We start from the raw sequence: 20,531 nt of genomic DNA, 5'->3' as shown, positions 1-20,531 counted from the left end.
GGACCTTCCCGAAACGCCGCCCCTTTTCCGGCGCCCCGCCGACCGGCTCTACAGGCATGAGAACACCGGTGGCGGTCCGCGCCCGGACGGCGAGCGGCGCCGGCAACGCTCGCGGCCGACATAACTCACGACCTTTGCCGGGCAGGCATTCAGGGATCTTCGCACGGCGGCGTCCACCAGCTCGTGGATCTGCTGCTCGGTGAAGATGCCGGGCAGGGTCAGCCGCTCCACGATGAGCCAGTTCAGCGCGAGGTAGAGGAGGACCACCGAGGTCGAGTCGCCGGGCAGGCCGGAGGCGGCGTGGTAGCCGATGTTGGCGTCGATGTCCTCGCGGATGCGCTTGGTCAGCACGGCCCGCAGCTCGGGGCGGCGGGTGGCCTCCAGCCGCAGTTCCGGCAGGGCCAGGTAGCCGGAGTTGAAGGCGGAGACCCGGTCCACCAGTTCGTGCATGAGCTCGGCGTAGCGGGCCCGATCCTGCACGCCGTCCCGGCTGACCCGGCCAGGACCGACCGCCAGGCCCGATCGCAGCCCCGGCACGAACACCCGGCCCACGACCTCAAGCCCACCGGCCGGACCTGACAGAGGAGGGGATACTGGCGGCCATGGTCATCGTCGAAGTCGTCCTGGAGACCCACGACGCGGCGGACTTCACGGCCTGGCCGATCGCCGAGCCGTCGGACGACCGGCTTCTCGCCGTCTCCGGCCGGATGTCCGCCGCGGACGTCGGGACGGCCATGGCCGTCATCTTCACGTACAACGGCATCCCCGTCACCCGCGCCGCCGACCTGACCGAGGCGCGGCTGCGCCACCATCTCGCCGAGGCGGAGGGCCTGATCGCACCGGGCGGGCTGCGCTTCCGCGACACCACCGCCGACGTCAGCGTCTCACCCGGTTGCTGCTGCGGCCTGGAGAGCTGGCGGAGCTGGTGGCACGTGGCTCGCGGTCAGGAAACCTGGCTCGGCCACGACCCCACGCCCCGCATCACCCATGTCGGCCAGCTCGTCCAGCTACGGCAGCACAGTGAGGACTCTCCCCCCATCGAGATCACTCGCGCGGAGCTCTCCACCCTGCTCGCCACAGCCCAGCAGCACTTCTCCGGGTTCCTCGACCTAGCCCGGCGATGGGCGGCGATCACTACCCCGAGACTGGCCGACCGGCTCATCTCAGCCCTCGACGAGTCCTTCATGATCAATACTTCTCGACAAGGCGGCGAGCCCGCGCCACCCTGATCGCCGTCGTTCCGACAAAGGAGGCTGCTTGGTCGTCTTCGCCTGCGCGGAGTGCGGTGCCGTGCTGACCGCGAGGCTGTCGCGGGTGGCGCTTCCCGACCACTCCAGCCAGAAGTACGGGCATGGCCTGCTCCCTGCCCTTCTGGAGCCGGGAACGTATGTGGTGGACCCCGGGGACGGCCGGCCGTGGGAACCGTTGCGGCCCCGGCCGGAGGAGCGTGGCGTCCGGCTGCTGACGTACTCCATCACGGGCCCCCCGAACAGGATCGGGATCGCGCCGGGCGACGTCCGGGGAACCGTCTTCATCCCGGAGCGGTTGGGCGGCTGCTGCTGCGGCTGGGACGGACAGTACGGCCCCAACCTGGCGTGCGCGGGGTGCGGCTGCCCGGTGGCGACTCGCGTCGACGACTGCGGGTTCTGGCAGGTGGTGTGGCTGGAGCCGGAAGCCGTGCGTCCTGCCGCCGTCGACGGCCCCGCCCAGCGGGTGATGGACTGGACGGAGCTGCCGAGCACGCCTCCCGTCGATTCGCGTGGTTTCTGGAACCCGCGGTGGGAGGCCGCGGTCGCGGTCGCCTTGGCGCACCTGCTGGCAGCATCGGGTGGTGAGCGGGTGACCGTCCCCGAGGGACCTGTCGCGGAGGTGCTCCGCCGGTCGATCGACAGCCTGCTCCCTCCTGGACCCCCGGAACGCCACCTCGTACTGGCCGGACCCGGCCTGCCCGCCGCGCTCGCGGACATCGCCCTGGTGCCGCGGCATCCGCAGACCGGTGCGGCATGGCCGTGCGAGACGGGAGCAGTGGTGCCGCTGGCCGCGGACGTGTGGACGTACCTGGCCTTCAACGACGACCGGCGGCTCATGCCGGCGGCGTACGGGATGCCTGCCGTCGTCCGCCGCGACGACCCGCCACCGCCGCTCCCACCCAGTCTTTTCCGCCCCGATGGACGAGTGTTCCTCCGCGCGCTGGAGCGGCTGGCGGCGGTCCGGCGACCGTGGGTGCGCGGCGTCTATGACCGCGTGAGAGACCGCCCCTACACGGACCCGTTCTCGTAGCCGCGCGAGCGGGGAGACGGCCTCTGCGGCATCCAGGCGGTGACCGCTCTGACGCGCGCTCCGCCGCGCCGTGGAGACCAGCGGGCGCCATCGAGACGACCCGGGTGCCGGCGAGACCGCTGAGGTCCCGCCATCGGGATCGGTCAGTCGTTATGGGGTCTGCTGAATTCTTCGATCAGCACGGGATACTGTTCCCCGCCGTGTCCGGCGGCGATCGCGCGGTCGGCCATCGCCTTGATCAACTTCGGCAGTTCGGCGTTGACACCCACCGCCTCACTCTCCTCGACCAGGTGGTTCATCGCCCGCGCGTCGGTCTCCAGGGCCGACACCTCGGCCGGGAAGGAACCTCTGTCGATCTGCTCGGCATACCCGGGCAGCCATTCGGCCACACCGGCAGCGATCTGCCGCGCGAACGGCGCGAACGTCGCGGCGTCGACACCGGCCGTCCTGAGCATCGCAGTGCCCTGGAGCCAGGCGTTCAGCACGCTCCACATCATGGCGAGACCGGCCACGTCATACAGGGACGCCAACCCATGGTCCGCGCCAAGGTAGGTGACGGTCCCGAGCGCGTCGATCGTCGACCTGTGCGCCTCGAAGTCCGGCTGCGGCCCGCTGTGCAGAATCACCGCCTCGGCGGTCCCGATCGCCGAGGGGATGGCCATGATGGCGCCGTCCAGATAACGGGCTCCGCGCTGCTCGGCCCATTGGGCGGCTTCCCGGGCCTGAGCCGAGTCGCCCGAGGTCAGATTGATCAACGTCCTGCCGCCCAGCTCGCTGTCGCTCGCGCCGAGCAGCTCGCGTACGGCCTGGTAATCGGTGACGCAGATGATCGTCAGGGAGCTCGCCTTGAGCGCGTCGCCGACCGTCGGCGCCAGCCGTGCACCCTCGGCCACCAGCTGGCCGGCCTTGGCGGATGTGCGGTTCCACACGGTGGTGGGATGCCCGGCCTTCAGGAAGGCGCCGGCGAGCGCCCGGCCCATCAGTCCGAGTCCGATGACTGTCACGGATGTATCGGTTGTGCGGTTCATGGCAGCATCGTCAACGTTGATACCGGTATGAAGGTCAAGTGAGGTCTCGATGCTGATCGGGGAACTCAGTCGTCGGACGGGCGTGAACGCCCATCAGTTGCGCTACTACGAAGCCCAGGGCCTGCTGGAGGCAGGGCGCGGCGCGAACGGATACCGCGAGTACGACGAGATTGCCGTGCTGCGGGTGAAGCAGATCAGGCACCTGCTCGGCGCGGGTTTGTCCTCCGAGGACATCGCGTACCTGCTGCCTTGTGCGGTGGGAGAGGCCCCGGAGCTCCTTGGATGTCCCGAGTTGCTGGCCGCGATGCGGTCACGGCTGCAGCGGCTGGACGACCAGATGGAGAGGCTCGCTCAATCCCGCGAAGCTCTCGCCCACTACATCGACGCGGCCGACCGCATGGCCGGCGAGAGCTATCCCCCCTTTGAGAATGCCGACCAGGAGCGCGTGCCCGCCTGAGCGATCTGCGGGGTCCGGTGGTGACGCTGCGTTGGTCCGCCGGGTGGCCCCGGCTCAGGTCATCCGACGGCGCCGGCGACCGCCGGGCGGCTTCGGTACGGCGGCGGCAGACCTGGGGCTGAGTCAGTCAGCGGTCTCGCATGCCGTCGCCTCGTTGGAGCGCGCTCTCGCCGCCCCGTCGGTCGTCCGCTCGGCTCCCATACTTCGGGACCGACGAGGAGGACGGCTCATGGAGCGGGCCGATCACCTGGAAACTCTGGGTGGGCCCGGACCACCCGCCGAGACGTTTCCACGCCGTCATGAGGTTCACCCCGAAGCGCGGTGGCGGCAAGGCCGAGACCATGACGATGAGAGCCTCGCCAAAGGCCCGACGGGTATGGCGCTCACGGAGGCCGGGGGCCGTCACCTGCCGCTGCCTCGTCCAGAGCACGGAAGGAAACCCGGGTCGCGGCCAGGTCGGGATCGCGGACGTATTTCTTCGCCTCGGACTCGGGAACCACCCGCCGATGCCGTATCTCGAACTCCGGCTGCCATTCCTGAAGCCGGACCTCCGCGCGCCAGTAAGAGCGGATGACGACCAGGCCAAGCTCGCGCCCGCGCACGCATTCGCTGCGGGAATGTCCGAGCAGGCGGCTACCGATGACGGTGACGCACGCTTCTTCGAGCATTTCCCGGCGAAGGGTCTCCTCGATGGTCTCTGTTCCTTCAGGACGTCCGGCCGGAAAACCCCAGTGCTCGCCGTCATGGCTGATCAGGACCATCTCATGGGCAGCCGTCACGCAGATGCCGGCGGCTCCATGAGGCTTGCCTTCCTGCAGGTCGTCGACAGGGTGCCAGGACACAAGCCAATCCTGGCCGTTCGAATGCGTCAGCATCCGCTCCCCGTCACGGGCAGGGACGATAGGTGTCATGTGGCTCTCCCGGTGCCGATCCCGGCGGTGCTCGTCTGCCTGATGGCCGCGATCCACCACAGCGGCAAAGCCATCCTGACCGAAGCCGTGCGGCTCCGGAGTGCGTACAGTGCCGAAGCGCGCGGCCGGGCTCTCGGGCGGTGGTTTGACCGGCGGAACCACGCCCGCTTAGCGTGAAGTGGTTATGGTCTCGAAGGGGAGACGCCTGCTGGACAATTTGCCGGCCGACCTCACGAGTTTCGTCGATCGGCGCCTCGAGCTGGCGGAGATCAAACGGCTGCTCTCACTGGCCCGGCTGGTGACGCTGACCGGCGTGGGCGGGGTCGGGAAGACCCGCCTGGCGCTGCGTGCCGCGGCGGATCTGCGCCGGGCGTTCGCCGACGGGGTCTGGATGGTGGACCTGGCCGCTCTCGCCGACCCGGAGCTGCTGGTCCAGACGGTGGCCGAGCACCTGGGGCTCAGCGACCAGTCGGCCAGACCGCCGCTGGTGGCGCTGTGCGAGCGCATCGCCGACAAGCAGCTGCTCATTCTGCTCGACAACTGCGAGCATCTCCTCGACGCGTGCGCGAGGTTGGCGCACGAACTGCTGCGGGCCTCTCCCGGCCTGCGCATCCTGAGCACCAGCCGGGAGCAGCTGGGTGTGTACGGCGAGCACGTGCTGGCCGTGCCCCCGCTGTCAGTCCCGACGGAGTCACCGGAAAGCGTCACGGTGTCGGCGGCGGTCGCCCTGTTCGCGGACCGGGCGGCGTCGGTCGTGCCCGGGTTCGCGGTCACCCCCGACAACGCGGCCGTCCTGGGACGCCTCTGCCAGCGGCTGGAGGGCATCCCGCTGGCCATCGAGCTGGCGGCGGTCCGGATGCGGGTGATGTCGCCGCAGCATCTCCTCGACCGGCTGGACGACCGCTTTCAGCTGCTGTCCGGTGGCCCCAGGACGATGCCGCACCGCCAGCAGACGCTGCGCGCGCTGCTGGACTGGAGCCGCGACCTGTGCTCGCCCCAGGAGCGGACGCTGTGGGCCAGGCTGTCGGTGTTCTACGGCAGCTTCGAGATGGAAGCGGTGGAGGAGGTCTGCAGCCTCGACGGCCTGCCCCGGGAGTGCATCCTCGACCTGCTCATCCAGTTGGTGGACAAGTCGATCCTGATCAGGGACGAGGGCTCGCCGGATCGGTACCGGCTGCTGGAGACCATGCGGCAGTACGGCGCCGAGATGCTGTCCTGCAGTGGCGAGGCGACGGCGATGCGCCGCAGGCACCGCGACTACTACGAGCGGCTGGCCGTATGGGCTGAGGCGGAGTGGTTCGGGGCACAACAGCTCGACTGCACCGAACGCCTGTGGCGTGAGCACGCCAATCTCCGGGCGGCGCTCGACTTCTGCCGGACAGAGCCGGGAGAGGCAGAAACGGGGCTGCGCATGGCCGCCGCGCTGCGCATGTACTGGCTCGGCTCCGGCCTGATCCGGGAGGGGCGTGGCTGGCTCGACCGCCTGCTCCCGCTGCACACCGAGTCGACCCCGGCGCGGGCCAAGGCCCTGTGGCTCGACACCTGGCTCAGCCTCCTGCAGAACGACGAGGCCGCCGCGCTGCCGATGCTCAAGGCGAGCCGAGAGCTCGCCGAGCAACTGGACGACGCGAGCGCCCTGGCGTACGTCGCGCAGATCACCGGGCTGGCCGAGTTCAGAGGAGACCTGCCTGCTACGGTCGCGCTGTTCGAGGAGGCGCTCGCCCAGCACCGCGCCGACGGTGACCTGATGGGTGTCGCGTACGCGCTCATCCGTCTGGCGACCACCAGCATCCTGCTCGACGACGCCGACAGGGCCGTCGCCTACTGCGAGGAGTGCGTCGCGCTGAGTGCCTCCCACGGCGAGGTGTGGTTCAGGGCGCACGCGCTGTGGATGATGGGCATCGCGGTCTGGAGGGCGGGAGACCACCGCAGGGCCGCCGCGCTGGAACAGGAGAGCATCCGGGTCAAGGCCGCCTTCCACGACCAGGTGGGGGTCGCGATCGGGATCGAGGTCCTGGCGTGGATCGCGGCGACGGAAGGGCGCAGCGAGCGAGCGGTCACCCTGCTCGGGGCGCTCGAGACGATCTGGCTGCCCACCGGCATGTCCCTGTTCAACTTCGTGACCGCCTATCACGACCAGTGCCAGGAGAGCACGCGGGAGATCCTGGGGAACAAGGGCTACGAGTCGGCCTTCAGGCGCGGGAACCGCTTCACGGTAGAAGGGGCGATCGCTTTCGCGCTGGACGAGAAGCCCGACGTGGCGGCGGTGGCGGCCAAGCCCGAGGCGGAGTCCGGGCCGCTGACGCGCAGGGAGAGGGAGATCGCCGAGCTGGTCGCGCAGGGGCTGAGCAACAAGGAGATCGCCACCGCGCTGGTGATCGCGACGCGCACGGCTGAGGGCCATGTGGAGCACATCCTGGCCAAGCTCGGCTTCACGTCACGGGTGCAGATCGCGGCCTGGGTCGTCGAACACGGCCTGCACCGATGACGGCGAAGCGGAACCGGATCACCGCTGATTCGGGCGTATCGGCCAGGCTCCGCGCGGCCGCGCCATGTGAATACGGCGACGCCACGCGCCTGGCCGCCGCGCACCACCCGAGCCCGAATCACCCGACCCCGGCCTCCCGGCAAGCAGAGGGCACAGATTCCCGACGCGACCTCGGCCACCTCGGCCAGTGGCGTCACGTCCACCAACCCCCAGACGAGCCCCACGCATCGGCCACCACTCATCCCGTAACGCGCGATTCAGATCACCGTGTCGCACCCCCCGGGCCTCCCCGCGCACCTGCTCCACGATTCCCAAACTCGGACGGACTGTTCGAAGATCGCTTGCCGAACTCTTGGAGATCATTTCCCGCTCAGCCTGCGATCGGGCCGCAAACGCGCCTACTCCGACGCGACCCACCGCGGCACGGGCTTCGTCGCGGTCGCCGTCTAGGGACACGCCTTTCTGTACGGCAGCATGGGTGCGATCACCCGCCACTGGGTCGCGCTCAGCCCGCCCGCCTTCGCGCACACCGCCGCCGCCAACGCCTCCCCGCCCACGGCGTGCCGCCTGACCGCGCCGTTGCCGTCCACGGTCAGCACCGCCGACCCGTCGCCGGTGAACGCCACGTCGAGCGGCTGCCCGATCTCCGGGTCCTGCCCGCCGCCCTGGTCGAGCAGCGCGCCCAGGTCCGTGCCCGACATCACGTCGACCAGCCGCACCCTTCCCCCCACTTGAAGGCTGGCGAGCAGGTCCTCGCGCGGCGAGTAGGCCGCGGGGTCGCCGAACCCACGGGCGGTGGCGAGCCTGCGGCGCGTGGCCACGTCCCAGACCGTCATCCGTCGCCGCGCGTCGAGCACCACGACCGCCTTGCCGGAGCGGGTGAAATACGCGCGCACCCCCTCGGCGTCCCTGCCGCCGCCGCCGAACGCCGGCCCCACCGCCTTGCCTGCGGCCGTCTCCAGCAGGTGAATGCGATCGCCCGCCACCACCAGCGTCCGCCCGTCGGAGGAGAAGGCCGCGTACTTCGCCGCGCCCGCCTCGGCCGACCACATGCGCCGCCTGGTCTGCCGGTCCCACAGCTCGACCCCGCCCTTCTCGGTGACGACGACCAGCCTGGCGCCGTCGGGAGAGAAGGCCACCTGCACGGCGGACGTGCGCAGCGTGCCCTGGACGGCGGCCGAGGCGGTGTCCACGATCCGCACCACGGGCCCGACCGTGGCGACGAAACGGGAGTCCGGGCTGAATACCGTGTACTCCGCCTCCGGCACCGCGCCGATCTTCCTGCCGTCGACGGCCGACAGCTCGCCGTCGCGGACCACGAGCCGCCCGTCGCCGCTCAGCGCCGCCGTGCCCACAAGGTGATCGTCGTCCTCGGTGGTCAGGTCGGCCACGTCCACCGAGAAGACCTGGTCGCCCAGCAGATAACGGAACGTGCTTCCGTCGAAGGCCCCCTGCGCCGCCTCATCAAACTCCCCCCGTACCTGGACCGTGGTGAGCAGTTGCGTGTCCGACCTGCGCCAGAACTGGATGGACCGCGATGCCACCGTCGCGACGAGGCCGGCGCCGAACACGGCCGCGCCACCGTTCCAGGTGCCCTGAGTGCCGGCGCCGTCCTTGTCGCCGATGAAGTCCTTCGCCCCGGTCCTCAGGTTGGTCAGCTCCAGCTGGCGACCGCGCCGTGCGGCCCGCCAGACCCCGTCCCGGCTGAATGTGCCCGCGGGGGCGGGCCCGAGCGCCTTGGCGGCGCCGGTTCGCAGGTCCCAGCGGGTACGCCGGTCAGCCTCCTGGAGCAGGACGGAATCGTCCCGCTCGAACGTCACGTCGACCCACTCGTTCGTGAAATCCTTGGCAGTGGGGAAGACGTAGTCGCTGATCGGCCTGCCGCTGACGAGGTCCACCGCGGATGCGCGCCTGGCCGTCACGGTCACCAGCACCTTGCCCGACGGGCTCAGCGTCACGCTGTCCATCGGTTCGGACGGCCGGGAGCCGCGTGTCCGCAGGAGCCGGCCGTTGCGCACGTCCCACGCGCGCGTCGCGGTGGAATCGGCGCTGATCAGCGTCCGGCCGTCGGCGCCGAGTGTGCGTACCGTGTCGCCCGCGGTCGACGGGTCGCGGAACATCGCCGTCTCGCGCTGCGCAAGCGAGGCCACCAGGGCCGCCCTGGTGGCCGGCGTGCGGTCCAGCCGCCAGGCCGCCAGGCTCGCCAGCATCGCCTGGCGAGGGTCGATCCCGCGGGTCGTGGTCGCCACCCCCGCGAGCCTGGCCGCCTCCGACCTGCTCAGCTGCCCGGCGATCTGCTCGGCCCGGTCGTCGGCCACCGCGCTCTGCTGTACGGCCAGCCCGCCGGCCACCAGCGCGATCACCAGCAGCCCGCCCAGGCTCAGCGAGGTCAGCCGGGCCCGCCTGGCCCTGTGCCTGGTCAGGGTGGCCGCCGCGGACAGGAAGTCGCGTTCGGTGGGCGACAGGGTGATGTCGCGGCGGGCGGTGGCCGCCCACTCCAACGCGTTGTCCAGGGTGCTGCCCTGGAACAGGTCGCCGTCCCGGCGTCCCGCCGTCTCCCAGCGTCGCGCCGCGGCGAGGATCTCCCGGTGTACGGCCAGGCCGTCGCGGTTGGCCTCGATCCACCGGCGGTACCGCGGCCAGGCCTGGGGCAGGGCCGGCCTGGCCAGCCGTACGCCACCGTCCTGCCTGGCCAGGAGGTAGCCGAACACGGCGAGGATCCTGCGCACGGCGGCCACCTCGTGCGGCGCCCGCCCCTCGACGAGCTCGGCCAGCTCGGCATGCCGGGCCGACAGCGCGCCCGCCTCGTCCACCGTCACCAGCCGCAGGAACACCTCGGGGACCAGCTCGCGCTCGGCCGGATCGAGCATCGTGTACGCCTGCTCGGCCAGCGTTCCGAGCGCGGGATCGTGCCCCTGCGCGCCGATCCCGGCGGCCTGGTGGCCGCCCTGGGCGAGCAGGCGGGCGGTGTCGAGGTCACCGTCGCCGCTGACCAGCGCCAGCAGCAGCTCGCGGGCGGTCGGCCGCTGGGCCGGCTCCTTGGCCAATGCCGAGGAGACCAACCGGCGCAGCGTGCTGGGCAGTGCGGACAGGTCGGGCGTGGCCGACAACACCTGGTGCATGACGCTTCCCAGGTTCTCGGCGTGGAACGGATCACGGCCGGTGGCGGCGAAGACGATGACGGCTCCCCAGGCGAACACGTCCGCCGAGGCGTCCGCTCGCTGGCCGATGAACACCTCAGGGGCCATGTAGGTGGGCGTGCCGCTCACCACGCCGGTCGTGGTGAGCGACATCTCGGCGGTCCTGGCGATGCCGAAGTCGATCACGCGGGGGCCGTCCGGGCCCAGCAGCACGTTGTCGGGCTTGAGGTCGCGGTGGATCACCCCGGCGTCGTGGATGGCGGTCAGCGCCGTCGCGATGGCGGTGGCCAGGCGGTGCAGATCGTCACCCGCGAAGATCCTGCCCGCCGTGCGCAGGCTCGGGCCTTCCACGTACTCGCTGACGATGTAGGGACGCGGACCCTCCAGCTTGGCATCGATGATCGGCGCGGTGCAGAACGAGGCCACCCGCTGGGCGGCCGCCGCCTCCCGGCCGAGCTGGGCCACCTGATCGCCGTACAGCACCTTGATCGCCACCCGGCGGCCGTCCTCGGCATATGCCTCATACACCACTCCCTGGCCGCCGGCGCCGAGCCGCCCGGCCAGCCAGTAACGACCGAGCCGCTGAGGGTCTCCTTCGATCAACACGCTCGGTTTGATGCACTCATCACTGACGAAGTTTCGCCCAGAATACCCATCGGGACCTTCTCCGGTGACACGACCACCACGAAGATCGGCGATCGCCAGGTGCTTCGCCAGCAGAGGGATCGGTCAAGTTCTTCACCTCCGTCCGCATCAGTGACGGAGACGCATGCGGCCGCCGCGGGCGGTGCACCAGCCCGGCGGGTGGCGCCCAGGCCGGCCTTACGCAACCAGGCGGCGATCTTGTTGTGGCGGGCGGTGGGCGTAGATCTGGGCCGGCAACGGGCAGCCCGACCAGCAGCGGACCACCGTCACTTGACGGCTCCTCCAGTGATGCCGGAGATGATCCGTCTTTGGGCGACGACGAAGACGACGACCAGCGGCAGGCTCATGAGCACGACGTAGGCGAAAACGAGGTTCCAGTTGTTCTGATACAGGTTGCTGCTCGCCACCGAGTACAGGTTCAGCGGGAGCGTCGAGTACGTCCCGCCGCCGAGCACGAAGAAGGCGTAGAAGACGTCATTCCAGATGTAGAGGCAGATGAAGATCGTGGCGGTCGCGATGACCGGGCGCAGCAGCGGCAGCACGACCTTGATGAAGATCCCGAGCGGCCGTGCGCCGTCCATGCGGGCCGCTTCCTCCACCTCGACCGGTATGGTCCGCACGAAACCGGTGACGAAGAAGATCACCAGGGACATGTACATCCCCATGTAGACCAGCATCATCCCGATCGGCGTGCTGGCCAGGTGGAGTTGCCGTAGCAGCAGCACGATCGTGACGACGGCGGGCGGCAGGACGATCCCGCTGATCGCGGCCGCGTAGAGCACGGCCATGGCGCGCCCCGCCCGCCGGGCGAGCACCCAGGAGGCCAGCGAGCCGAAGATCAGTACCCCGGCCACGGACGGCACCATCACCAGCAGGCTGCCGAACAGCCCCCACAGCACGCGGCCCTGCGTGAACGCCTGGGAGTAGTTCTCCCACAGGTGCCACACCCGCGGGAGCGACAGGTCGGGCAGGTTCGCCTCACCCTGCGACTTGGCCGAGGTCACCAGGGCCAGCCACAGCGGGATCCCGATGACCACGGCGGACAGGAGGAGGACGACGGCCGGGTGGACGAAGCGAGAGATCCTCACAGGACGCGCTCCCTCTTGCGCAGGTATCCGATGACGGGAAAGGCCAGCAGGGTGACCAGGAGGAGGAGCGCGAGGCTCATCGTGGTCGCCTGGGCGAACAGGCCGTTGCCGTAGACGCGGAAGATATAGATGTCGAGCACCTCGGTCTGCTGGGCGGGCCCTCCCCCGGTGGTGGCCAGGATCGTGTCGAACCCGTTGAAGGAGCCCAGCAGCGCGGTCGCGACGTTGAAGGTCACAGCGGGGGCGATCAGCGGGAACCTGACCGACCGGAAGGTCCTCCACCTGCCGGCCCCGTCGATCCTGGCCGCCTCCAGAACGTCGGCGGAGATCGTCTTGAGACCGGCGAGGAAGATCACCATCGCCAGCCCCATCCACTTCCAGGAGTTCACGAAGGCCACCGTCACCACCGTCCAGGTGGTACTGCCGAGCCACGGGATCGTCACGTCCTGGCCGGCGAGCGCGCCGAGGAAGCCGTTGACCGGACCGTCGGGCTTGAGGAGCGCCTGGAAGGTGTACCCCACCGCCAGAGCCGACATCAGCACCGGGATGAAGAAGACGACCCTGGCGAACCGGTTGATCCGGGTGTCGCGCTCCAGCAGCAGGGCGAGCCCGAGCCCGAACCCGGTCTGCATGATCGCGACCAGGCCGGCGTAGACGATGGTGATCCGCAGCGACGACAGCAGGGCGCCGTTGGACAGTACGGCCTCGACGTTCGCCAGCCCCACAGGGCGGATGTCGTTGTGGAAGGCCGACCAGTCGGTGAACGCGTAGACGAAGTTGAAGACGGTCGGCAGGAAGAAGAAGACGGCCAGCACGGCGAACGCCGGGGCCAGGAACCAGCTCGGGTACAGCACCGCTCGCCGCGGCGGGCGACCGGTCGGGAGAGAGGAGATCATGCGGCCGTCAGAAGCCCTTGATCCCAAGTGCCTGCGCGAGCTGGGCGAACTGGGACTGCGTCGTGGAGGTCACCTGTTCGGGAGTCATGGTCCCGTTGACCATGTTCGCCAGATTCACGTAGAAGTCCGGGTTCACCGCCGCGTTCTGCTGCATCGAACCGGCCGCGTCGTCCAGCGCGGCCGTGGCCTGCTTCACGACCTCCGGCACCCCGTCAGGAGCCGGTACGGCGGGCTCGATCGACACGGTGCCCGCTGACTTCACGTACTCGGGGTAGTAGGTCTCCAGCCAGAACCGCAGGAACTGCCGGGCGCCCGCCTCCCGCTTGGCATCTCCGCTCTTGAAGGCGACCAGCGCGTTGTCGCCGCCGGGCACCGACGTGGCGAGGTTGCCGTCCTTGGAGATGGGGAACCAGCCGATCTCCCGGTCGATGGTCGCCGTGTCCGCCGTCGACTGCATCAGCGACGCGAACGAGGTGAGCTGCAGCACCATCGCCGCCTTGCCCTTGAGCAGGGCCGGGCCCGACTCGGTGTACTTGGAGGTCTTGTCGTCCTTGTTGAACAGACCCTGCTTCACCATGTCCTGGAACTGCTCGACGGCGCCGAGGATCGTCGGATCGGTGAACTTCTCCTTGTTCTGGCTGACCCGCTCCCACAGGCCGCTCTTCGACGCCTCGGCCAGCAGGACCTGCGGCCACCACTGGGTCGGCCACTGATCGCCGGCGGCGCCGAAGAACGGCGCCACCCCCGTCGCCTTGATCTTCTGAGCGTCGGCAAGCAACTCCTGGAAGTTCCTCGGCGTGTCCGTGATGCCCGCCTTCTTGAACACGGCCTTGTTGTAGAAGATCCCGAGGACCGAGGGGACGTTGACGAAGGCCGCGTAGTGGCGGCCGTCGACCAGGCCCAGTTTCTGGATGGCCGGCGTCTGCTTGGCCAGCCACGGCGCGCCGTCCAGGCTCTGCAGGTCGGTGGCGGGCTTGAGGAGCGCGAGCATGCTGCCGGTCGGCTGCCAGGTGGCCAGATCCGGCTTGGCGCCCGTGGCCAGCTTGGTCGGCGCGTTGGTCTCGTAGACGTCGGGGATGACGACCTTGTTGACCTTCGCTCCGGTCTTGGCCTCGAACGCCTTGATGACGTTGTCGGCCATCGAGGCGGTCTGCGTCGACATCCACAGGGTGAGCGTCACCCCCTGCAGAGACGCGCCCGGGTCGGGCCACGCGGTCGCTGCGGCTGGAGCGGAGGACGTCTCGGGGTTGCCCGCGGAACAGCCGGCCAGCAGCAGCGCGCCGCACATGACGGCAGCCGTACGGGAAAGGCCTCGCGTCTTCATGATTCTCCTCGGTTGGGGGGTGTGAGCGTTAACACTGAAGGGTTCAATCTGTCGGCTGAAGGCGGAGCAGGCGTGCGGTCGGTCCGGGTACGGCGGGGCGGAGCGTGAGCCGCGCGGCGGGGGCCTCCCAGCGCTGCTGCCAGCCGGGCAGTGCGGCCGGGTATTCGGTCTCCACGCGGAGGCCGCGCCCGCGCAGGCCGGGCAGGTCGAGCTGGATGTCGTGCGGCCCGCCGTCTCGCTGCCACACGGCCAGGAGCGTCGTCTCGCCGGTGCGCAGGCCCAGCGCGACCACGTCGTCGGACCAGGCGGGCAGCCCCAGCGGCCAGAACGGCTCGGCCGCGGCGATCTCGGCCCTGATCCGCTTGTGCACTGCCACCCCGTCCGCGACGAGCTCGCGCTCGGCGGCGCTCATCCCGTCGAGGTGACCGGAAAGGTAGAGCCGCCCCGCCAGGCCGTTGACCATGGTGAAGGCCAGCTCCTCCGCGGGCATCCCGGGCTGCGGGTAGGCCCAGTTGCCCGCCTGCTCGGGGAGCACCGAGGCGGGCGCGGAGGCCGCGATGGCGGCGTAGAGGCGAGAATCCTGCTGATCCGAGGTCGACTGCAGCTGGAGGCGGGACAGCAGGGCGTAGTCGGCCCGCATCGCGCCCGAGGCGCAGTTCTCGAAGACCACCTCCGGGTGCCGGTCGAGCAGGTCGTCGAGCCATTCCAGGTGGGCGCGGTTGTGCGCGAGCAGTCCCTCGCCCGGTTGGAGCGCGTCCCTGTCGGTGCCCGGTCCCGGGGTGACGTTGTAGTCGAGCTTGAAGTATCCGGTTCCGTAGCCGTGTACCAGCCGGTCGATCACCTCGTCGAGGTGCTTCCTGGCCGAGGGGTGGCGCAAGTCGAGGAAGTACCTGCCGTGCTCGACGACGCGCTCGCCGTTCCGGCTCAGAAACGCCTCGTCGGGCAGCAGCGCGGCGACCGGGCTGCGCACGCCGACGACCTCCGGTTCCAGCCACAGGCCGGGGCGCATGCCCTTGGCTCTGACGTGGTCGAAGACCCGGGCGAGCCCGCCGTCGGGGAAGCGGCCGGTCGAGGAGCGCCACTCACCCACGCTGTCCCACCAGTTCCCGCCGTCGTCGTACCAGCCCGCGTCGACGCAGAAGTACTCCGCGCCCACCTCGGCGGCGGCGTCGACGAGCGGCAGCAGGCGCTCGGTGGTCGGGTCGCCCATCAGGGTGTTCATGTAGTCGTTGAAGACGACTGGCAGCGCGTCCCCCGCGGCATGCGCGCGGCGGATCGCCCTGCGCTGCCAGGTGAGGGCGGCCAGCGCTCCCTGGTGGCCCTCATCGGACACGGCGACGGACACGGGAACGGCGACGAACCGCTCCCCCGGGGCCAGCCGGGTGCTCCACTGGTGGTCGAGGTCGGTGGGACCGCTCAGCACGAGGGCGACGGCGTTCGCCCCGCCGCGGCGGCGGTCCACTTCCCAGCGCCAGGCGCCGTTGTGCTCGATCTGCCAGCCCCAGGCCCGGCCGGTGCGGGCGTCGGCCAGGACGCCGGTCGGCAGGTACTCGCCCGAGGACCAGGTGCTCTTGCTCACTGTGACGAGCGCGCCCCGACCGTCGTGCCCGTGCAGTTCGTCGTTGATGTCCGCCAGCCCGTCCGGACCGGACAACGGGATGCCCGCCCACCTGCCCTCGGCGCACCAGTCGGTACGCGCCCGCCACAGGACCAGGTCGCCGTCGTCCGGCGTCTCGGCCAGCGCGCCGGAGGCGAAGGACGAGACCATCTGCAGCACGCGGGGAACCGGCCCGGTGTTGGTGACCTCGGTCCAGGTCTGGACGGCCGGGACGTCCGTCCTGGCGCGGAAGACGCTGGTGGCCTCCAGCCCGGTCATCTCGTCACGCTGCCTCACGCGCAGCTCGCGCCAGTCGCCGTCCGCACGCTCGACGGCGTCCGCGAAGCGGAGCCGCGATCCCGCGGCGGTGTCGCTGAACCGGGTGTTGGACAGCGCCCGGCCCTCCCCCAGAACCATCAGCTCGACCAGCGGCTGCACCCGGGAGAGGAGCACCTCGCCCGGTGCGGGTGACGCGGTTCCGAGCCTCGCGATGCGGATCGGAGCGTCCTCGGGTCGATCGAGGACCAGCTCCAGGGAGCCGGGACGCCACTGGATGGTTCTGCTCGTCATCACGTTCCTTAAGCCGGACATATAGTGCGGTTCAGTCATGAAAGCGTTTATCAAGAGAGGTCGCAAGAGGACCAGGGGAAATGCTCTGATAACGCTTTCGAAACGTGCGCCTCAGCGGGCGGGGGGAGCCGCGCTCTCGCGGATGACGAGGCGCGGGGTGGAGTGCGTCGCCTCGACGGGCACGCCTGCCAGCCGGCCGAGCAGGAAGTCGACCGCCATGCGTCCCAGTTCGGCGAAGTCCTGGCGCATCGTGGTCAGCGACGGCGTCCAGATCTCCGCCAGCGGGTGGTCGTCGAAGCCGACGACGCTGACGTCCTCGGGGACCCGCAGACCCTCGTCCTGGAACGCCCTGATCACGCCGAAGGCGACCTCATCATTCCCGCACAGAACCGCGGTCACGTCACCGCGCCTGGCGAGATACGCACCGGCCTGGAGACCCGAGCCAGGGGTCTCGTCGCTCTCCACGATCTCCGGAACCGGAGCTCCCGCCGCCTCCAGGGCCTCCCGCCAGCCCAGCAGCCGCCCGCTCGGCCTGCCGGACGCCGGTATCCCCACGTGGTGCACGGTGCGATGGCCCAGGCCGAGCAGGTAGTTGGTCGCGTCACGGGCGCCCGCGTGGTCGTCGAACAGAGCCCGCGGAATGCTCCTCCCCTGCCCTGCGGAGGAGACCGCCGCCGCGGGGATCGTCTCGGGCAGGGCGGCCAGCGCCCGGCCGCCCTGGATGTCGAACTCGAGCACGATCACCCCGGCAAGCGGCTGGCCGAGCGCGAGGTCCACGGCGACCCGCGCCGACTCCTCGTCGTCACCGTCCAGCAGCGTGAGGGCAACCACCAGGCCGACCGCGCGGGCGGCCTCCTCGATCCCGCGAATCGCGCTGGCGTAGCCGTACCTGGTGGTGTCGCTGGTCAGCACGCTGATGATCGAGCGTTTGCCGGTCGCCAGGGCACGCGCCGCGGCGTTGGGGCGGTATCCCAGCTCCTGGATCGCGCGCAGGACCTGCCTGCGCTTGTCGGCGCTCACCGGCGCGGACCCGCTCAGCACCCGAGACACCGTGGGGACGGAGACGCCGGCGGCCCTCGCCACGTCCGCGAGGACGGGAGGACGAGTGTGCGAGCGGCGGGTCACACCGGTAAGCGTACATACCAGGAGGTGAAGGCTCAGACGGGCGGCTCCTGCGGCCGGATACGGCAGGCCGACGCGCTCAACCGCCCCCGCCAGCTCGTACGTCTAGATCGTCACTCAGTTTGTCACCCAGCAGAGATCGAGGCGACAAGGAGGGCGCCGCTCAAGCCCTCGCTGAACTCCAGAACGACCTACAGTTCTGCTGCCAACTCCCCCTCGCCACTACTTAGCACTCCAGCATCACTGAGGCTTTTTCATCCACGTCGCCGGAGTGATCCGCCGGCATCATAAGGCGATCAAGTCGGCCTGGCGGCTGCTCAACCCGGGACAGCAGGCCCTGCTGGTGCTGGTTCACCTGCGCAAGGGCGAGACGTTCACCGAGCTGGGGGCCACCGACCGGGTCACCGCCGACCGGCCGTACTTCTCCGGCAAGCACCGCGCGCATGGGATGAACATCCAGGTGATCGCGTCACCACCTCTGCAAGGCCATCGCTCTTCTGCAGAACTACGAGGTCGCCCCTCACGCAGCTTGGCGGAGTCCTTCGTCGGCTCACGGCTGTTCAGCCGTGGCCGTCCGGGCGGTCGGCGGCGTCGAACATGTCGCAGTTGTGCTGGATCAGGGGCATGTACTGCTCAGCCCAGGCTCGCAGACTTCGCAGCGGCGCGACGAGCGTGGCGCCCAGGCCGGTCAGACGGTAGTACACCCGTGGAGGCTTGCTCGCCTCGACACGACGATCGACAAGTCCGTCTCGTTCCAGCGCCCTGAGGGTCTGCGCCAGCATCTTCTGCGACACACCGGTCATCTCGCGCTTCAACTCGGTGAACCGCAGCTCGCCCTCGGCGGCGGCAAGCGACAGCACCGCCATGGTCGTCCATCGCGACCCCACCCGGTCGAGCAGGAGCCGTGTCGGGCACAGAGGATCGAACAAGTTCCCCTGCCGCGAGGCAGTTACCACGAGGTCACCTGGTGTCGGAAAAGTGCCTTCTTCCCCGTTCATTGAACGGTCTCCTACGGTTACCACGTTCCCAAGCGTAATCAAGGAGGGCACCTGTGCGCCAGATGACTCTTTCCCCCCACCTTCCCGGCGCGACCGTGCACCGGATACCGATCGACGGGGTCGAACTCGCCGTGGAGACTCTCGGGCAGGGGCCGGCCGTACTGCTGCTGCACGGCTTCCCGCACACCCGCGCGATCTGGCGCGATGTCGCACCCCGGCTGGCCGCGGCAGGTTTCCGGGCCCTCGCGCCGGACCTGCACGGGCTGGGCGACAGCACACCCGCCGTCCGCGGCTACCAGGCATCCGCGATCGCCACGGACCTGCTCCGAATGTTGGACGTCCTAGGTGACCGCGAGGCACACGTCGTCGGCACCGATCTAGGTGTCACTCCGGCATTCGCCCTGGCAGCATCGTCGCCCGAGCGCGTGACCAGCCTGACCCTGTCCGAAGGGTTGATCGGACTTCTGCCCGGCGCCGAGGCCTTCCTACGGCAGGGGCTGCCGTGGTGGTTCGGCTTCCACCAGGCGCCCGGTGGTCTGGCCGAGGACGTCCTGGAGAACTCGGCGGAGCGCTACGTCCGTTTCTTCCTCTCCGCCGGCAGTCGCCGAGGTCTGCCGGCGGACCTTACACGGGTGATCGTCGAGGCATATCGGGGCAAAACGAGTCTCGGCAATGCCTTCGACCACTACCGCGCGGTGCCGGCCACCGCGGAATGGATCGGGAACTGGGCGCAGGACCAGCGACTGACAACGCCGACCCTCGCCATCGGCGGTGGCGCGATCGGCGCGGCCACCGCCCGCCAACTCGAACCGATCACCGGCTGCCTCACCCAGCACCTGCTTGAGGACTGCGGTCACATCACCCCGATCGACCAGCCGGACGCCTTCGCCGACCTTCTCATTGAGCACGCCCGGGCCGTCTGAGCTCACACCTTCAAGACCCGTCCGGAACAGAGCCGACCGAACCCACAGCAAGGAGCAGATATGAGCCTTGAGCAGCGAGAGGCCATCCGGCAGTTTCGCGCGTCGTCCCCCCTCGACCTCGGCGGTGCGGTCCACGAACAGCGTGCCCTGTTCGAGCAGCTGTTGTCCCACCATCCTGTCCCTGAGGACGTCATCGTCACCGAAGCCCACTACGACACGATCCCTGGCCTCTTGGTCGAACCCGCGGAAGAGCCCCGCGTCGGCACCGTCCTGTACTTCCATGGCGGGGCGTATGTCTTCGGGTCGGCGCGCAGCTCGCTGGGGATCGTCGCAGACCTGGCCCGCAGGTCACAGACACGGGTGATCACCATCGACTACCGCTTGGCACCCGAGCATCCCGCCCCTGCCGCCACCGACGACGCGGTACGCGCCTATCGCGCCCTGATCGCCTCCGGCGTCGATCCGCAACGGGTGGCGGTCGCCGGCGAGTCGGCCGGCGGCGGGGTGGCGCTCGGCCTGCTGGCGGCCCTTTCCGCCGCCGACGAGCCGATGCCCGCCGCGGCGTTGCTGTTCTCGCCGTGGGTTGACCTCACACTCAGTGGCGATTCGATGACGGCCAGGGCCGAGGCGGACTTCATCGTGAACCGCACCGCCCTCGAACGCCGCGTGCGTGACTACCTCGGCGACGCATCCGCGGCAGAACAGCACAGCCCGCTGTTCGCGGACCTGCAGGGTCTGCCGCCCACATTGATCCAGGTCGGCTCTGACGAGGTGCTGCTGGACGACTCCACCCGGCTCGCGGCAAGGCTCGTGGCGGCCGACGTGTCGGTGACGCTAGACGTCACCGCGCAGGCGACACACGTCTTCCAGTCATTCGCCGCCTCGTGGGACGAGGCCGACGCGGCGATGACCCGCGCGGCCACATTCGTCCGCACGATGGTGAAGCCGTGAGCAGCAAGCCACCCGCCCGGCGTCGGCATCCGCGCCGGGTGAGCGGTCAGTGGTTGACGGTGCTCATTCCGACCGGGTTTCGGCGGGAACCGGGTGAGAGACGGTGTACTTCT

The 20,531-nt window shown here is 69.9% G+C and carries 16 protein-coding genes and 2 pseudogenes; 8 read left to right on the top strand and 10 right to left on the bottom strand.

The genetic code is table 11. From position 1 onward, the window contains the following. Nucleotides 1-48: 48 nt before the first annotated feature. Nucleotides 49-552, bottom strand: coding sequence for a hypothetical protein (locus HD595_RS21535; RefSeq protein ID WP_253771715.1), 504 nt, complete (start codon nucleotides 550-552; stop codon nucleotides 49-51). 50 nt (nucleotides 553-602) lie between these two features. Here HD595_RS21535 and HD595_RS21530 point away from each other — a divergent pair, with 50 nt between their 5' ends. After that, nucleotides 603-1,229 (top strand): hypothetical protein, encoded by a 627-nt coding sequence (locus tag HD595_RS21530; protein WP_253771713.1) that lies wholly within the window; start codon nucleotides 603-605, stop codon nucleotides 1,227-1,229. 28 nt (nucleotides 1,230-1,257) lie between these two features. Further along, complete coding sequence (locus HD595_RS21525) at nucleotides 1,258-2,280, top strand: hypothetical protein (protein WP_253771711.1); 1,023 nt, start codon at nucleotides 1,258-1,260, stop codon at nucleotides 2,278-2,280. Nucleotides 2,281-2,423: 143 nt separating this feature from the next. On the opposite strand, the gene HD595_RS21520 is transcribed toward HD595_RS21525, so the two are convergent. Next, a complete protein-coding gene (locus HD595_RS21520; RefSeq protein ID WP_253771709.1) occupies nucleotides 2,424-3,308 on the bottom strand; it encodes an NAD(P)-dependent oxidoreductase in 885 nt (294 codons plus the stop codon). A gap of 49 nt (nucleotides 3,309-3,357) precedes the next feature. On the opposite strand from HD595_RS21520, the gene HD595_RS21515 reads away from it, so the two are divergent. Then, entirely contained in the window at nucleotides 3,358-3,765 is a 408-nt protein-coding gene (locus HD595_RS21515; protein WP_253771707.1) for a MerR family transcriptional regulator, read from the top strand. Continuing rightward, nucleotides 3,737-3,907 (top strand): annotated as a pseudogene (locus tag HD595_RS45960) (hypothetical protein); the annotation flags it as partial. The gene HD595_RS21515 and the pseudogene HD595_RS45960, both read left to right, overlap by 29 nt. Nucleotides 3,908-4,148: 241 nt before the next feature. Here HD595_RS45960 and HD595_RS21510 read toward each other — a convergent pair. Then, nucleotides 4,149-4,838 carry an NUDIX hydrolase gene (locus tag HD595_RS21510; protein WP_253771705.1) on the bottom strand — a complete coding sequence of 230 codons (690 nt, stop codon included), beginning with the start codon at nucleotides 4,836-4,838 and terminating at the stop codon, nucleotides 4,149-4,151. A gap of 22 nt (nucleotides 4,839-4,860) precedes the next feature. Here HD595_RS21510 and HD595_RS21505 point away from each other — a divergent pair, with 22 nt between their 5' ends. After that, nucleotides 4,861-7,164 (top strand): ATP-binding protein, encoded by a 2,304-nt coding sequence (locus HD595_RS21505; protein ID WP_253771703.1) that lies wholly within the window; start codon nucleotides 4,861-4,863, stop codon nucleotides 7,162-7,164. Nucleotides 7,165-7,610: 446 nt separating this feature from the next. Here the strand turns inward: HD595_RS21505 and HD595_RS21500 are convergent, their stop codons facing one another. From HD595_RS21500 to HD595_RS21475, 6 genes are all read right to left on the bottom strand, one after another. Beyond that, nucleotides 7,611-10,910, bottom strand: coding sequence for a WD40 repeat domain-containing serine/threonine protein kinase (locus tag HD595_RS21500; protein WP_253771701.1), 3,300 nt, complete (start codon nucleotides 10,908-10,910; stop codon nucleotides 7,611-7,613). Between the two features lie 305 nt (nucleotides 10,911-11,215). Next, nucleotides 11,216-12,037, bottom strand: coding sequence for a carbohydrate ABC transporter permease (locus tag HD595_RS21495; protein ID WP_253771699.1), 822 nt, complete (start codon nucleotides 12,035-12,037; stop codon nucleotides 11,216-11,218). Further along, complete coding sequence (locus tag HD595_RS21490; protein WP_253771697.1) at nucleotides 12,034-12,933, bottom strand: carbohydrate ABC transporter permease; 900 nt, start codon at nucleotides 12,931-12,933, stop codon at nucleotides 12,034-12,036. Before HD595_RS21490 ends, HD595_RS21495 begins: the two co-directional genes overlap by 4 nt. Nucleotides 12,934-12,940: 7 nt before the next feature. Then, complete coding sequence (locus HD595_RS21485) at nucleotides 12,941-14,257, bottom strand: ABC transporter substrate-binding protein (RefSeq protein ID WP_253771695.1); 1,317 nt, start codon at nucleotides 14,255-14,257, stop codon at nucleotides 12,941-12,943. 43 nt (nucleotides 14,258-14,300) lie between these two features. Continuing rightward, on the bottom strand, nucleotides 14,301-16,424 hold the full coding sequence (locus HD595_RS21480) for a glycoside hydrolase family 36 protein (RefSeq protein ID WP_253771693.1): 2,124 nt from the start codon (nucleotides 16,422-16,424) through the stop codon (nucleotides 14,301-14,303). A 111-nt stretch (nucleotides 16,425-16,535) separates the two neighbouring features. Beyond that, a complete protein-coding gene (locus HD595_RS21475) occupies nucleotides 16,536-17,507 on the bottom strand; it encodes a LacI family DNA-binding transcriptional regulator (protein WP_308211367.1) in 972 nt (323 codons plus the stop codon). A 295-nt stretch (nucleotides 17,508-17,802) separates the two neighbouring features. Here HD595_RS21475 and HD595_RS21470 point away from each other — a divergent pair. Further along, nucleotides 17,803-18,021, top strand: a pseudogene (locus HD595_RS21470) (helix-turn-helix domain-containing protein); the annotation flags it as partial. A gap of 85 nt (nucleotides 18,022-18,106) precedes the next feature. On the opposite strand, the gene HD595_RS21465 reads toward HD595_RS21470, so the two are convergent. Further along, complete coding sequence (locus HD595_RS21465) at nucleotides 18,107-18,544, bottom strand: winged helix-turn-helix transcriptional regulator (RefSeq protein ID WP_301309554.1); 438 nt, start codon at nucleotides 18,542-18,544, stop codon at nucleotides 18,107-18,109. Nucleotides 18,545-18,606: 62 nt separating this feature from the next. Between HD595_RS21465 and HD595_RS21460 the strand changes: the two genes are divergently transcribed. Both HD595_RS21460 and HD595_RS21455 read left to right on the top strand, forming a co-directional pair. After that, the gene (locus tag HD595_RS21460; protein ID WP_250564392.1) at nucleotides 18,607-19,467 is read left to right on the top strand and encodes an alpha/beta fold hydrolase; all 861 of its coding nucleotides are present in this window, start codon (nucleotides 18,607-18,609) and stop codon (nucleotides 19,465-19,467) included. Between the two features lie 60 nt (nucleotides 19,468-19,527). Further along, nucleotides 19,528-20,418: an alpha/beta hydrolase gene (locus HD595_RS21455; protein WP_253771687.1), complete on the top strand. Its 891-nt coding sequence runs from the start codon at nucleotides 19,528-19,530 to the stop codon at nucleotides 20,416-20,418. Nucleotides 20,419-20,531: the final 113 nt, after the last annotated feature.

Source organism: Nonomuraea roseoviolacea subsp. carminata, assembly GCF_024172185.1.
Lineage (GTDB): Bacteria > Actinomycetota > Actinomycetes > Streptosporangiales > Streptosporangiaceae > Nonomuraea > Nonomuraea roseoviolacea.
This window is presented reverse-complemented; position numbering and strand designations above follow the sequence as displayed.